We start from the raw sequence: 13,802 nt of genomic DNA on the forward strand, positions 1-13,802 counted from the left end.
TCAATGTGGAGTGTGGGTTGTTCGAGGTCGACGGGGTGGTCCATGAGCTGCGGTTCGACGCTCCGCTGACTGCGCTGGCCGGGGAGACCCGGTCGGGCAAGAGCACGGTGCTGGAAGTCATTTGGTGGGTGCTGGGCGTGGACGGCGCGCGGCTGATGACGGCTGCGGCGGCGTGCAGCCGCGTCGGGTTCGTTGCCTGTATCGGGGAGTCTCGGTGGCGGATCACCCGCAGCACGGTGGATCGGGCGGAGGACGTGGTCTTCACCCATGGCACGCTGGGCACCGAGGAACGCCACCCGGTCAAGCGCTCGGAGTCCCGCAGGTCGGCCGCCGACGCCTTCCAGGACCTCCTCGGCATTCCCCGGCTGGGTACGGGCCGTACGCGTGTCACGTTGGATCTGCTGGTCCCGTGGTTCTACGCGCGCCAGCGAGACCTCCCGAACGACTACCTGGGCCGGCAGAGCAAAGAGCAGCGGATCGCGGTGGGGCGGGTGCTGTTAGGCGCCGATGACGAGGCGATCGACGCGCTGCGCCAGGAGGCCGGTGCCAAGAAGAAGAAGTGGCGGCGGGCGAGCAACCATGTGAAAAAGATCCTGCGCGATCGTGAGGAGCGCGAGCTGCCGTCCGTCGAGGACCTTCAGCGCCGTGCCGCCCAATGGACCGCGCAACACAAGGAGACATCGCTCAAGGCGCGGCAGGCCGGTGCGGCCCTCAGCCGTCAGCATGCCGAACTCGCGGCGCTCCAGGAGAAGGTCTCCGTGGCCGAGGAGGCACAGCGAGCCGCTCGTACGGCGGCCGACGAGCGGGAACGCACGGCGCGTCATCTGGAGGCGGCTGCCGCCGAGGCCCGTGGGCGCTTGGCCGGACTGCGGGAAGCGGCCACCGATCCGAGCCTGTGTCCCCAGTGTGCGCGGGCGCTCGATCTGACAGGGCTGTCGGAGGATGACTGCCCGGTGTGCCGTCGGTTCGATCCCGAGCGTCAGCAGCGGGCCGAGCAGTTCCAGCTGCGCATGTCCCAGGCGCAGCTGGCTGCTGAGCAGTCCCGTGAGGGCGCCCGTCGCGTGTCTCGGGCCGCCGATGATGCCCGCGGCCGGGCCAGCGACGCCGATCGGGCCGTGGTGGAGGCTTCGGCCGCCGCACGGGCCTTCGCCCAGGATGTGATCGCGCCGCAGCAGCAGGTGGTGTTGGAGGCGGAGGCTGCCGTGCGTGAGCTGACCGCGCGGCTGGAGCAGAATGTTGAGCACCTCCGGGAGCTCGCGGAGCTGGCCGAACTGCGCGAGTTGCTGCCGCAGCTGGAGAAGGACAAGGAGACCGCCGAGACCGCGTACGCCGCGGCACGGCACGACACCGATCTCATGGTGAAGCAGGGAACCGACCGGTGGTCCCATCATGTGCTGCGCCGGATGCGGGCATGCGACCCGGAGATCACCACCGTCTCCATCAGTCCGGATGACTTCTCCGTCACCATCAACGGCAGCGCGTTCGATGCCCGGGCCGTCGCCGGGCACGGCATGACCCGCACCAACGTCAGCGTCCTGCTGGCGTTGCGCGACACCGCGTCAGAAGTCCCCGCGATGCCTGTACCGCAGTTCCTGATCGTCGACGGCCCCTTCACGGGACTTGGCAGCAGCCCGGAGGACCGGCGGACCGCGGCCGCACTGCTCGACGGCCTGACAGACCTGGCCACCTCCAAGGATCGCTCCTCGGGCACTGGAGGGCAGGTCATCATCGCCTGCACCGAACTGCACGGCACCCCGGGACCATCCGTCCGCGAGATCCGTACCAGCTTCGCGGACGGCGTGATCCCGGGCCTGCCACCTCGTCAGGCCACCACGGCGTAGCGGAGCGGGAGCCTACGGGGACAACCGGCACCTCCGGCCGGCTCCCCTACCGCGACCGGCCCCCGGGCCTCAAGAGGCCCGGGGGCGTACTGTCTGCCGGCAGGAGGCACCTGGCGGAGCTGGTCGCCCCGACAGCCCACTCGGGCCGGAGCAAACGGCCATCTGGCTCGGGGTACGCCGCCGCACGATTGCCGACCGCGTCGCAACCGGGACGCGGGTCGTTCGCTCACCGCCCTTCCGGGGCTGGCTCCCTCACACGGGGCAGGCACGGCGGCGGCCAGGCCGGGTTCCAGCGCCAGGACGCCCACCGGTCGGCGTCCGCGAACGGCCCGGCCCGCTCGTCGAGCAGGGCGAGGACCTGGGCGCGGGCGAGCTCCACCGCCTGGTGCTCGGTGTCGGTGACGATGCCCAGGCGCCGGACGTGGGCGTACTCGTCTTCGTCCTTCCACGTCCATGTGCTCAGGTCTGGGTCGATGACAAGGTCGACGGTCAGGTCGAAGGTGTCGAACCCGGCCGCGGTGCGGCGGGTGGGGCGCTCGAAGTTGACGTACCAGTTCCGCAGCCCAGCCCCGGTGAAGAAGGCGTCGATGCTGAACCACGCCGCCGGCGGCTTCCACAGCAGCAGCTCCGTCTCCTGCCACACCCCGGGCGCAAGCTCCCACTCCCCCGACGCCATCGCGTCGAACGCCGCAATGCGCACCGTACGGTCGCCGTCGGCGCGGGCCTTGGCATAGAGGGCGGGCCAGCGGGTTTGTGCCCCCGGGGTGCAGGCGGTCACCAACGCCTCGCCGGTGTCGGTGACGACTCGTAGCGCCTGCTCGCTCCACACCCGCCCGGAGCGGTGCACATCGCGCCGCACCACCGTCTCCCCCGTCTCGAAGCTGCGCATCGGCCCCTCCCTCTGTTGGTCTCCGCCGGGACGTCCGGCAGGCCGGGTACCACCTCAGCGTGCCCGGGCCGGCATGGGCAAGCCGCCATCCGGGGCGGCGTGCCCAGGTTCCCCTTGGGCTTGCCCGCAGCTACCGGCGACGCCCGGTCCCGGCACGCTGCGGATCTTGTTCGTCTTGTCCGCGCCACAGGCCGACGACCTCTGTGAACTCATCTCCGAGCGGCAGGGACGCTCCCCCGAAATCGACCGGTCCCCGTGCCTCTTGAGGCCCGAGGACTCGTGGGTACTGTCGACGGGCCTGCTGTTCGGCGCGACGTCCACGAGAACCTGCAACACGGGGCGCAACACGCACGCCCGGACCGGCTCTGTAGAGGCGTTCCAGCAGGTCGGGCCTGCAACGCGGACCCTGTTGTATTTCCGTGTTGCAGGAACACCTCGAAGGCGCCCTCCCCGACCTGTGGTTCGCCGACAAGCGAATCGCCGCGTCGAAGCCGGGCTCCTCGAAGCTCTCCTGCCCGACGACGGGCCTGCCGACCGGCGAACCACGCAGATCTCGCCTCGTCTGCCCGCTTCCCGCGCAGCGGCGGGGCCTAGCCGAACCGAACGCTGGAGAAGGACAAGCCCTTCGGGCCTCCGTGGCCGGGGGCGATCCTCGTGGCGTTGCCCTTGCACTTCTTATCGGAGAAGACGGTGGCCGGCGAGTCCGCCCCGTTGTGCGGCGAGCGAGCTACCTGGGACATCGTCAAGCACTTGCCGTTCGGCGGGTCCTGGACGAAGAAAGGCTTGCCCCCGTTCTGAAAGGAGAACGGACCCTTCGCGGCGAGCGCTGTCCCTGTGGAGAAGGTCAGGGCTGTGGTCAGCCCAACGAGAAAAACGGTGATCGGACGGATACGACGCATCAGTGGGGCCTCCTGCTAGGCATCAAACGGAAGTGCTCTCCCAGAGAACGACGCTCCATCCCGGTGCGATACGACCGTCGTGCCGTCACCGGCCTGCTGATCTCCGACCGGAGGCAGACCTCGCCGCAAGCTGCCCGAGCGGTGACGTCCATCAGTCGGCAGCGGCGGTGCTTACCGCGGGGGCGTGACCGTACCCTCCGATGACGCGGCCAGGCCGGTGCCGGTGCGGGTCGTGCTGCCCGCCGACCCGGTGCTCGGGCACCCGGAGCAGGAGGTCGTGGCGCGGTGGTGGAGGCGGCGGCAGACCGAGGCGGGTTGGGTGTACCTCGTGGGACTGCCGTCGTATCAAGGCCGCGAGGACGGTGGTGTGGAGGCCGCGGGGTACCGGGTGTGGGTCAGGGCGTCCCAGCACGTGCGGCCGATGGACGGCGTCGACTATGACCAGGTCCCCACCGAGCCTCTTGCGTCGGCGCCACCGTCCGCGGTCCCGCGAGGTATTCGGGGAGCGCCGGCCTTCGGGCCGGGTCCTGGCGAAGGTGCGCGAGGGTCGGGGCCCGGCCCGCGGTGTGCTGCACGCGCCGGACGGCGAAGAGGCGCCCGAGGGAGCGCCGCTGCTCGATGTGCAGCGCGCCCTGGACGTCGCGGAGAACCCGGGGACGCGGCTCTGCACGCTGTGCGGGTGCGCGCAGGAGCTGACGCCGATGCTGCGCGGCTTCGACCACATCGGCGACTCCTGACTCGCGTCGGTCAGGGTGTGTCGCCGGAGTGGTAGAAGCGGCACACCACACCCGGGCCACCCGATGGGCGCGGGTCGTACAGCGCCCGGCCGCCGGGCCACCGCCCCAGCTCGTGGACAGGGCGACACCGCCGTCCATCTCTTCCGGCCGCCGGCCGGTGATGTCGAGCAGCAGGCCGTCCAGCGGCCCGCCGACCAGCGCGGCGTACGTCTGGTGCGGCAGCGGGCCCGGGTGCGGGTCGTCGTGATCGTGGCCGTACACCCGGCCGCGCAGCAGCTGCTCGTCATCGGCGTTCATCCGGCCGGCCTCACAGCCGCCACCGACAACCACCCCCGCCCCGAGCCCGTCCGCTACCGGCGGCGCCCGATGCCGAACCTGCCGCGCGGCTTCACGGCCGGCGCTTCGGCCGCCGCGCGTTCGGCTTCCTCCGCCTGGCGGCGCGCGACGCGCTCAGCCTCCGCACGGTCGGCGGCTTCCGCCGCACACGACCCCGTACAGCCGGCCCCACTCACCAGGCCACGAGGGCCGCGTGGTCTCCTGCCACCGGTCGTCGGTGAACTTCGCCCCGCAGTGCATGCACACCGGCCGCTGCGCCTCCCGGTGAGCGGCCTCGCGCTCCGCCTGGCGCCGGCGGGCCTCCCGGGGCTGGACCGCGTACAGCCGGTCGCCGTCGGGGTTGTCCAGAGCCTCGGACAGCGTCTGCCACTCATCGCGCCCGAGCCTGCGCCACACGGCGCCCGCGCCCCCGGCCGGGTCGGCGGCGATCCGCTCCAGCTCGGTGACGACCGCGGGCACCGCCTGGTGGTAGTCGACGGCCGTGAACTCCTCGCCCCGGTGACGGGTGCCCGCGAAGTAGGCGCGGGCGGCCTTCTCCAGGCGCTGGATCCGGCCCTCATGCTGTGCGGCGGTCTTCCCGGTGAAGACGAACGCCACAGCGAAGCAATCAGGCCCGAATAAACCAACAGGGTCGGGCGGCGGGCTGGGCCCCGGAGCGGCGGCGAGCCACCGCGGCCGCTCCGGCCGGGCACCCGTGGGGACCGCGCCGAGTTCTCCGGACGGACCGAGGCGCGCGCCGGGCCGTCCGCAGCGAGTGTGCCCGCCCCCGGGTTCAGCCGCCGCGCCTGTGCTGCGCGGGCAGCCGGGAGCGGACATCGTCCGGCGGCAGGAACCGGGCCCACCGCTCGGGGAATTCGGACGGCGCCCGGCCGTCGGGGCACTCGCCGATACCGTCGTCGTACTCGTCGCCGATCGGGTCGGCCTCCCGGTCGGCGGTAACGCCCGCCGCCGCCCCCGTCTCCGCCCGCTCCGTCTCCGCCCGCTCCGTCCGGGCCCGCGACCGCAGCCGGCGCTGTTTCTCCGCGCGGCCGGCGGCGGTGGCGACCGACGGCCACACCCGGTCGAGAGCGGCGTTCATCGCGGCGCCGACCAGCACCGCGAAAGCGGCCATGCCCATCCACAGCAGGACCGCGACCGGTGCGGCCAGCGATCCGTAGATCGTGGGGCCCTCGACGGTACGGGTGAGGTAGATGCGCAGCAGGAAGCTGCCGAGCACCCACATCCCGAGCGCCGCCACCGCCCCCGGAATATCCTCCGGCCAGGGCGAACGGACCGGTACGGACAGGTGGTAGAGCGTGGTCAGGAAGGCGACCGAGAGAAGCAGGACGACGGGCCAGTACAGCGCCCGGATGATGTCCTCGCTGGCCGGCAGCCAGCTCACGACCGTGTCGGGACCGACGACCATCAGCGGCAGCGCGATGGCGCCGACGACCAGCCCGGCGAGGTAGAGCCCGAACGCCAGCAGCCGGGTCTTGACGACGCCGCGCCGCCCGTCGAGCCCGTACATGATGGTGATGGCGTCGACGAAGACGCTCAGCGCGCGGGAGCCGGACCACAGGGCGATGGCGAAGCCGAGCGAGACGACGTCGGGGCGGCGGCCGGTGAACACATCGTTTATCAGCGGGCGGGCGATCTCGTTCACACCGTTGTCGGAGAGCACGGTGGCGGTGCCGTTGAGGATGTTCTGCCGGATGCTGTCGATGGTGGCGTGCCCGATCCAGGGCTCCATATAGCCGAGCACGCCGATGAGTCCGAGGAGCAGCGGCGGCAGCGACAGCAGGCAGAAGAAGGCGGCCTCGGCGGCCAGGCCGGTGACGCGGTTCTCCATGCAGGAGTTGACGGTGTCCTTGACCAGCAGCCACGCCAGCCGGCGCTTGGAGACGTTGCGGTAGAGGGCGCGGGCGCGTCTCAGGCGGCCCGCGGGACGCTCGGCTGGTTCGTTTGCTGGCTGCACCTCCTTACCGTATCCGGCATGACAGCAACGACTCATACGGTGATGAACCAGCCCCCGCCGCTGGCCGGATACGACGTCTTCGCGGCCGATCCGGTCCTCACCGAGGGCATCGCCCGGTACGTCGCCGACACCCGCCTCGACGAGGTACGGGAGGAGCTGAGCACACTGGGGCGGGCCGCCGGTTCGGCGCAGGCCCAGCGCTGGGGCGAGCAGGCCAACGCCGCTCCGCCCGTCCTGCGCACCCACGACCGCTACGGCCACCGCATCGACGAGGTGGAGTTCCATCCGGCCTGGCACCGGCTGCTCGGCCACGCGGTCGCCGCCGGCCTCACCGACGCCTGGTCGCGTCCGGACGGCCATGTCCGGCGTACCGCGGGCTTCATCGTGTGGACCCAGGTGGAGGCGGGGCACGGCTGCCCGCTGTCGATGACGCATGCGGCGGTGCCCGCGCTGCGGGCGGAACCGGCGCTCGCGGCCGAGTGGGAACCGCTGCTGACCTCGCGGGTGTACGACCCGGGCCTGCGTCCGGCGGCCGGCAAGCCGGGTGCGCTGGCCGGGATGGCCATGACGGAGAAGCAGGGCGGCAGCGACGTACGGGCCAACGCGACGCGTGCCGAACCGCTGGCCGCACCCGGCGAGTACGCGCTGACCGGGCACAAGTGGTTCTGTTCCGCGCCGATGTCGGACGCGTTCCTGGTGCTGGCACAGGCGCCGGGCGGGCTCACCTGTTTTCTGCTGCCGCGGGTGCTGCCGGACGGCAGCCGGAACGCCTTCCGTATCCAGCGGCTCAAGGACAAGCTCGGCAACCGGTCGAACGCCTCGGCGGAGATCGAGTTCGACGGGCGGAGCTGGGCGCGCCGGGTGGGCGCGGAGGGGCGCGGGGTCGCCACGATCATCGAGATGGTAGCGGCGACCCGGCTGGACTGCGTCAGCGGGGCGGCGGCGGTGATGCGGCAGGCGGTGGCGCAGGCGCTGCACCACACCGCGTACCGGGAGGCGTTCGGCGGCCGGCTGATCGACAAGCCGCTGATGCGCAATGTGCTGGCGGATCTGGCACTGGAGTCGGAGGCGGCGACGACGCTGGCGCTGCGGCTGGCGGCGGCGTACGACAGCGGCACCGAGCAGGACCGGGACTTTCTGCGGCTGGCGGTGCCCGCGGCGAAGTACTGGGTGACCAAGCGGTGCACGCCGATGGTGGCCGAGGCGCTGGAGTGCCTGGGCGGCAACGGCTATGTGGAGGAGTCGGGGATGCCGCGGCTGCTGCGCGAGGCGCCGCTCAACTCGATCTGGGAGGGCTCCGGGAACGTCCAGGCGCTGGATGTGCTGCGGGCGTTGCGGCGCGAACCGGCCGCGCTGAACGCGTTCCTGACCGAGCTGGGCGGCGTGCGCGGCGCGGACCACCGGCTGGACCGGGCGATCCGGGGGCTGCTGACCGAGCTCGCCGATCTGGACGGGATCGAGGCGCGGGCCCGGCGGCTGGTGGAGCGGATGGCGCTGGTGCTCCAGGGCGCGCTGCTGGTGCGCCACGCGCCATCCGAGGTCGCGGACGCGTTCTGCGCGTCGCGGCTGGGCGGCGACGCGGGCGCGGCGTTCGGGACACTGCCGCACACGCTGGGCCTGGGCGCGATCGTGGCACGGGCCCGGCCGGTCGTGGAGGGGTGACGGGTTATGGGTTACGGGTGAGACAGGAAGGTGGCGGGTGACCGGCCATCCCCGTCGCTCCTCCGCCTGTCCCCCGTCACCCCTTGTCTCTCCTCACCGCCCCGCGTCGTCCGTCGGCCCGCCACCATCGACACCCGCCGTCGCCGGCATCACCATTCATGGCAATTCCCTACCAAACATTGCGGTCCGTAGCAGCGGTTCTGTGCAATGGCTCCTTCGGGACGGCCCGGTGACGGCACCATGGGACGGCTCAAGCCACAGTGCGCAACGGAGAGCAGCGTGAACGACACACCGATCGACAGCATCATCTGGTCGGCCCAGGAGGTGCGCGAGACCGCACGGCGCCTCGCGTCGGTCCGTGAGGCGGCGCTCTGCGGTGACCCGTCGCACGACGCGCCCCGCCCGGTCATCGGCGAATCCTGGCGGCGGGCGCTGGGCTCGGGCGTGGACCCGGACCGGGACCGCCGTCAACCCCAGCTCACGGACGCGGAGTTGGCGCACCGGCGGCAGACCTCGCCGCTGGCGGCGGTGCTGCCGACGCTCACCGAAGGTCTGCTGCCGGCCGCCGACGCCGCGCAGCAGATCATGGTCGTCACGGATGCCGAGGGGCGGGTGCTGTGGCGGGAGGGCTGCGCGCCGGTCCGGCGGATGGCCGACCGGCACGGCTTCGACCATGGTGCCGACTGGACGGAGGAGATCGTCGGGACCAATGCGATCGGCACCGCGCTGGTGGCCAGGCGCCCGGTGCTGGTGCACTCCGCCGAGCATTTCGTCCGCACCCACCACCCGTGGACGTGCGCCGCGGCGCCGCTCCACGATCCGCGCGACGGCCGTCTGCTGGGCACCGTGGACGTCAGCGGCCCGGCACGCACCTTCCATCCCACGACGCTCCCGCTGGTCTCCGCGGTCGCCCGGCTCGCGGAGGGCGAGCTGCGCACGCGTCACCACACCTCCCTGGAACGGCTGCGGTCCAGCGCGGCGCCCGTGCTGGCGCGGATCGGCGGGCGGGCGCTGGCCGTCGACCCGCACGGCTGGACCGCGGGCGTGACGGGGATGTCCCCACCGGACCGGGTGGTGCTGCCCAAGGCCCCCGAGGCCGGGCCGCGGTGGCTGCCGCGCTACGGCATGTGCACGCTGGAGCCACTGCCCGGCGGCTGGCTGATCCGCGTCGGCCGGCCGGAACCGGCGCCCGCGCCCGGCCGGGTGCTGCTGGACGTCAGCGGCCGGGACGGTGCGACGGTCACCGTCACCGGCCCGGCCGGCAGCTGGTCGCACGAGCTGACCCCGCGCCATGCCGAGCTGCTCTTCGTCCTCGCCGCACACCCGGAGGGCCGCAGCGCCGCCGAACTCGCCCAGGACCTCTTCGGCGACGGCGGCCGTACGGTCACGGTGCGCGCCGAACTGTCGCGGCTGCGCCGCCATCTCGCCGGGGTCCTGGCGCACCGTCCGTACCGCTTCGCGGACGGCGTGGACGTCGCGCTGCTCCTGCCGCCCCGGCCCTGCGATCTGCTGCCGCAGTCCTCGGCACCCGCGGTGGCGGCGGCCCGGCGGGGGTGAGGCACGGGCCGGGCGAGGCAGACGGGTCGGGCGAGGCGGATGAAGTTCTGGCGCAGGCACACCGCCCAGGACTGACGCACCGGGCCGTGCCGTCGGCCGCCCGGACGACCATCCCGTCGATCAAGGTGTCCACACCGGTGGTACCGGTGGGTCCGGACAAGAACGGCCGGATCGATGCCCCGCCGCCCGCGGACCCCCATCCGGCGGGCCGGTACGCAGACGCCCCCGCCCCCGGGCCGGACGCCGCGCCGGGGCACACGTGTGATGTGCTGGCCGTATGAGCAACACGGTCACCACCTGGTATCTGGAGCAGACCTCGCCCGGCGATCTGGTCCCCGCCGCGGGCCCGCCCGCCGAGCAGGGCGTCCGTATCGTCCGGGCCGAGGTGCCGTCGCCCGAATTCAGCCGCTTCCTCTACACGGCGGTCGGCGGCGACATCCTGTGGACCGACCGGCTGGAGTGGCCGCACGCGCGGTGGGCGGAGTATCTCGGGCAGCCGGGGGTGGAGACCTGGGTGGCGTACGAGCGGGGCACACCCGCGGGGTTCATCGAGCTGGCGGCGCAGGCGGAGGGCGCCGTGGAGATCGTCTACTTCGGGCTGCTCCCCGCGTTCCGGGGGCGCCGGATTGGCGGGGAGCTGCTCTCCTACGGGACGGCGCGGGCCTGGGACCTGGCCGGGCGGTGGCCGGGGCGGGCGGAGACGAAGCGGGTGTGGCTGCACACTTGCAGCGACGACGGGCCGTACGCGATGGACAACTACCGGCGGCGCGGCTTCCGGCTGTTCGACACCACGGTGGCCGTGACGCCCCCGGCGCCGGCTCCGGGCTCCTGACCAGGGGTGGCGGAGACCGGCCCCGGCGACGAGTGACCCGCGACACACTGTCTCGATATGCGGGACAGTGGTGTCTGAATTCTGGATGACGGTGGACTGGCCGGAGAGCCGCGTGACACGCTTCCGGCATGTCCAGAGCTGGAATTGCCTTGGTGAGTCGGCGGCACGTCGACCTCGGCCGCATGTCCAGCGCCATGTGTCCGGCGAGCTGAACAGTCTCAGCACCGCCGTTCTTACGCCGTCCCCGTCGTCGCGGACGCGCTGACACCCCGACCTCGCACACCACCCGCCGACGGGTGGCGACGCGCCGTTTTCCGGTGCGTCCTGCCAGGTCGCAGTGGGTGCATCCTGCCAAGTCCGGACCCCTTGAGCCGCCCCGAAGGACGTACTCCCATGGCCGCCACCCCAGATGTGCCCCCGCCCCCGGCCGGGGGTGCTCCCGCCGCAGCATCGACGACCCGCCGCAGGACCGGACGACACCGCGGCGAAGGCCAGTGGGCCGTCGGCCACTTCACGCCGCTCAACGCCAATGAGCAGTTCAAGAAGGATGACGACGGTCTCAATGTACGGACACGTATTGAGACGATCTACGCCAAGGCCGGTTTCGACGCCATCGACCCCAGTGACCTGCGCGGACGCATGCGGTGGTGGGGTCTGTACACCCAGCGCAAGCCCGGGATCGACGGCGGCAAGACCGCGATCCTGGAGCCGGAGGAGCTGGACGACTCGTACTTCATGCTGCGGGTCCGCATCGACGGCGGCCGGCTGACCACCGAGCAGCTGCGGGTGATCGGCGAGATCTCGCAGGAGTTCGCCCGCGGTACCGCGGACCTCACCGACCGGCAGAACGTGCAGTTCCACTGGATCCGCATCGAGGACATGCCGGAGATCTGGCGGCGGCTGGAGGGCGTCGGCCTGTCCACCACCGAGGCGTGCGGCGACACCCCGCGCACCATCCTCGGCTCGCCGGTCGCCGGGATCGCCGAGAACGAGATCATCGACGGCACCCCGGTCATCGAGGAGATCCAGCGCCGGATCATCGGCAACCCGGACTTCTCCAACCTGCCGCGCAAGTTCAAGACCGCCGTCTCCGGTTCGCCGCTGCTGGACGTCGCGCACGAGATCAACGACATCTCGCTGGTCGGCGTGGTGCACCCGGAGCACGGGCCGGGCTTCGACATCTGGGTCGGCGGCGGACTGTCCACCAACCCCAAGCTCGGTGTGCGGCTGGGGGCGTGGGTGAGCGCCGAGGAGGCCGCCGACGTCCACGAGGGCGTCATCTCGATCTTCCGCGACTACGGCTACCGCCGGCTGCGCACCCGCGCCCGGCTGAAGTTCCTGGTCGCCGACTGGGGCCCGGAGAAGTTCCGCCAGGTACTGGAGGACGAGTACCTGGGGCGCAAGCTGACCGACGGCCCCGCGCCCGCGGAGCCCGACGGGCGCTGGCGCGACCACGTCGGCGTGCACCGGCAGCGGGACGGCCGCTACTACGTGGGCTTCGCACCGCGCGTCGGCCGGGTCGACGGCACCACCCTGACCAAGATCGCCGAGCTGGCCGCGGCACACGGCTCGGGCCGGCTGCGGAACACCACCGAGCAGAAGATGATCGTGCTGGACATCGACGAGGCGCAGGTCGACTCGCTGGTGTCCGGGCTGGAGGCGCTGGATCTGCGGGTGACGCCGTCCCCGTTCCGGCGCGGCACGATGGCCTGCACCGGCATCGAGTTCTGCAAGCTGGCGATCGTCGAGACCAAGGGCCGCGGCGCCTCGCTGATCGACGAACTGGAGCGCCGGCTCCCGGAGTTCGACGAGCCGCTCACCATCAACATCAACGGCTGCCCGAACGCCTGCGCCCGGATCCAGGTCGCGGACATCGGCCTCAAGGGCCAGCTGGTGCTGGACGACGACGGCAACCAGGTCGAGGGCTACCAGGTGCATCTGGGCGGCGCGCTGGGCCTGGAGGCCGGTCTCGGGCGCAAGGTCCGCGGGCTGAAGGTCACCGCCGCCGAACTCCCCGACTACGTCGAGCGGGTGCTGCGCACGTACCTGGCGCAGCGCGCCGACGGCGAGCGGTTCGCCCGGTGGGCGGCCCGTGCTGAAGAAGGTGCGCTGAAGTGAGCGAGCGCGCCGCCCCGTTCCACTGTCCGTACTGCGGTGACGAGGACCTGCGGCCCTCCGTGGAGGGTTCGGTCCGCGGTGAGGGCGCCGCCTGGGAGTGCCGTGCGTGCAGCCGCGCGTTCCGGCTGAAGTTCCTGGGCCTGCTCTCCCGGGGACAGGCCGCCGGGACGTCCCCGTCCGATGGAGGTGCGTCGTGACCCATGCCACCGATCTGCCCCGGCTCGCCGAGCGCGCGGGCCGCGACCTGGAGGACGCGGATCCGCTCGACATCCTCAGCTGGGCGGCCGAGACCTTCGGCCCGCGCTTCTGCGTCACCTCCTCGATGGAGGACGCGGTCGTCGCGCATCTCGCCTCGCGGGTGATCCCCGGCGTGGACGTGGTGTTCCTCGACACCGGCTACCACTTCCCCGAGACGATCGGGACGCGGGACGCGGTGGCGGCGGTGCTGGACGTCAACGTCATCACCCTGACGCCCCGTCAGACGGTGGCCGAGCAGGACGCCGAGTACGGGCCGAAACTGCACGACCGCGACCCGGACCTGTGCTGCGCGCTGCGCAAGGTCAAACCGCTCGAAGAGGGCCTGACCGCGTACGACGCCTGGGCGACCGGGCTGCGCCGGGACGAGTCCCCGACCCGCGCGGGCACCCCGGTCGTCGGCTGGGACGCCAGGCGCCGCAAGGTCAAAGTCTCGCCGATCGCCCGCTGGACGCAGGACGACGTGGACACGTACATCACCGAGCACACCGTGCTCACCAACCCGCTGCTGATGGACGGCTACACGTCGGTCGGCTGCGCGCCCTGCACCCGGCGGGTGCTGGCGGGCGAGGACGCGCGGGCCGGCCGCTGGGCCGGTTTCGGCAAGACCGAGTGCGGGCTGCACTGATGCGGACCGTACCGAGAACGGGCCCGCCGGGGCCCCACGGCCCGCAGGGCCGTCAGCGCACAGAGGATGTTCAGGACGTTGCGGATGTTCAGGA

Annotated in this window: 12 protein-coding genes and 2 pseudogenes; 9 read left to right on the plus strand and 5 right to left on the minus strand. The window is 72.3% G+C overall.

The features are described from left to right. Positions 1-17: 17 nt before the first annotated feature. Positions 18-1,841 carry a hypothetical protein gene (locus IH09_RS14420; protein WP_240150777.1) on the plus strand — a complete coding sequence of 608 codons (1,824 nt, stop codon included), beginning with the start codon at positions 18-20 and terminating at the stop codon, positions 1,839-1,841. A gap of 226 nt (positions 1,842-2,067) precedes the next feature. On the opposite strand, the gene IH09_RS14425 is transcribed toward IH09_RS14420, so the two are convergent. Beyond that, positions 2,068-2,730, minus strand: coding sequence for a DUF402 domain-containing protein (locus IH09_RS14425; RefSeq protein WP_052856629.1), 663 nt, complete (start codon positions 2,728-2,730; stop codon positions 2,068-2,070). A 590-nt stretch (positions 2,731-3,320) separates the two neighbouring features. After that, positions 3,321-3,629: a hypothetical protein gene (locus IH09_RS14430; RefSeq protein ID WP_052856630.1), complete on the minus strand. Its 309-nt coding sequence runs from the start codon at positions 3,627-3,629 to the stop codon at positions 3,321-3,323. A gap of 217 nt (positions 3,630-3,846) precedes the next feature. Between IH09_RS14430 and IH09_RS14435 the strand changes: the two are divergent. Further along, positions 3,847-4,366 (plus strand): annotated as a pseudogene (locus IH09_RS14435) (DUF6233 domain-containing protein). Positions 4,367-4,376: 10 nt separating this feature from the next. Here IH09_RS14435 and IH09_RS39875 read toward each other — a convergent pair. The 3 genes and pseudogenes from IH09_RS39875 to IH09_RS14445 all read right to left on the minus strand — a co-directional run bounded on the left by IH09_RS39875 (position 4,377) and on the right by IH09_RS14445 (position 6,656). After that, positions 4,377-4,663, minus strand: a pseudogene (locus IH09_RS39875) (hypothetical protein). 153 nt (positions 4,664-4,816) lie between these two features. Then, positions 4,817-5,299, minus strand: a complete 483-nt coding sequence (locus IH09_RS14440; protein ID WP_052856631.1) for a hypothetical protein — start codon at positions 5,297-5,299, stop codon at positions 4,817-4,819. Positions 5,300-5,474: 175 nt separating this feature from the next. After that, entirely contained in the window at positions 5,475-6,656 is a 1,182-nt protein-coding gene (locus tag IH09_RS14445; protein ID WP_052856632.1) for a YhjD/YihY/BrkB family envelope integrity protein, read from the minus strand. Positions 6,657-6,674: 18 nt separating this feature from the next. Between IH09_RS14445 and IH09_RS14450 the strand changes: the two genes are divergently transcribed. The 7 genes from IH09_RS14450 (at position 6,675) to IH09_RS14480 (ending at position 13,708) form a co-directional block, all read left to right on the plus strand. Then, positions 6,675-8,318 (plus strand): acyl-CoA dehydrogenase family protein, encoded by a 1,644-nt coding sequence (locus IH09_RS14450; protein WP_052856633.1) that lies wholly within the window; start codon positions 6,675-6,677, stop codon positions 8,316-8,318. A gap of 279 nt (positions 8,319-8,597) precedes the next feature. Next, positions 8,598-9,875, plus strand: coding sequence for a helix-turn-helix domain-containing protein (locus IH09_RS14455; RefSeq protein WP_318279454.1), 1,278 nt, complete (start codon positions 8,598-8,600; stop codon positions 9,873-9,875). Positions 9,876-10,152: 277 nt separating this feature from the next. After that, complete coding sequence (locus tag IH09_RS14465; protein ID WP_052856635.1) at positions 10,153-10,707, plus strand: GNAT family N-acetyltransferase; 555 nt, start codon at positions 10,153-10,155, stop codon at positions 10,705-10,707. A 128-nt stretch (positions 10,708-10,835) separates the two neighbouring features. Beyond that, positions 10,836-10,919: a putative leader peptide gene (locus IH09_RS39880; RefSeq protein ID WP_023590579.1), complete on the plus strand. Its 84-nt coding sequence runs from the start codon at positions 10,836-10,838 to the stop codon at positions 10,917-10,919. Between the two features lie 181 nt (positions 10,920-11,100). Then, positions 11,101-12,825 (plus strand): nitrite/sulfite reductase, encoded by a 1,725-nt coding sequence (locus IH09_RS14470; protein WP_052856636.1) that lies wholly within the window; start codon positions 11,101-11,103, stop codon positions 12,823-12,825. Further along, positions 12,822-13,022, plus strand: coding sequence for a hypothetical protein (locus tag IH09_RS14475; protein ID WP_052856637.1), 201 nt, complete (start codon positions 12,822-12,824; stop codon positions 13,020-13,022). The genes IH09_RS14470 and IH09_RS14475 overlap by 4 nt, the downstream gene beginning before the upstream one ends. Beyond that, positions 13,019-13,708: a phosphoadenylyl-sulfate reductase gene (locus IH09_RS14480; RefSeq protein WP_052856638.1), complete on the plus strand. Its 690-nt coding sequence runs from the start codon at positions 13,019-13,021 to the stop codon at positions 13,706-13,708. Before IH09_RS14475 ends, IH09_RS14480 begins: the two co-directional genes overlap by 4 nt. Positions 13,709-13,802 lie beyond the last annotated feature (94 nt).

This window comes from Streptomyces celluloflavus (genome assembly GCA_000720995.1).
Classification (GTDB): Bacteria; Actinomycetota; Actinomycetes; order Streptomycetales; family Streptomycetaceae; genus Streptomyces; species Streptomyces celluloflavus.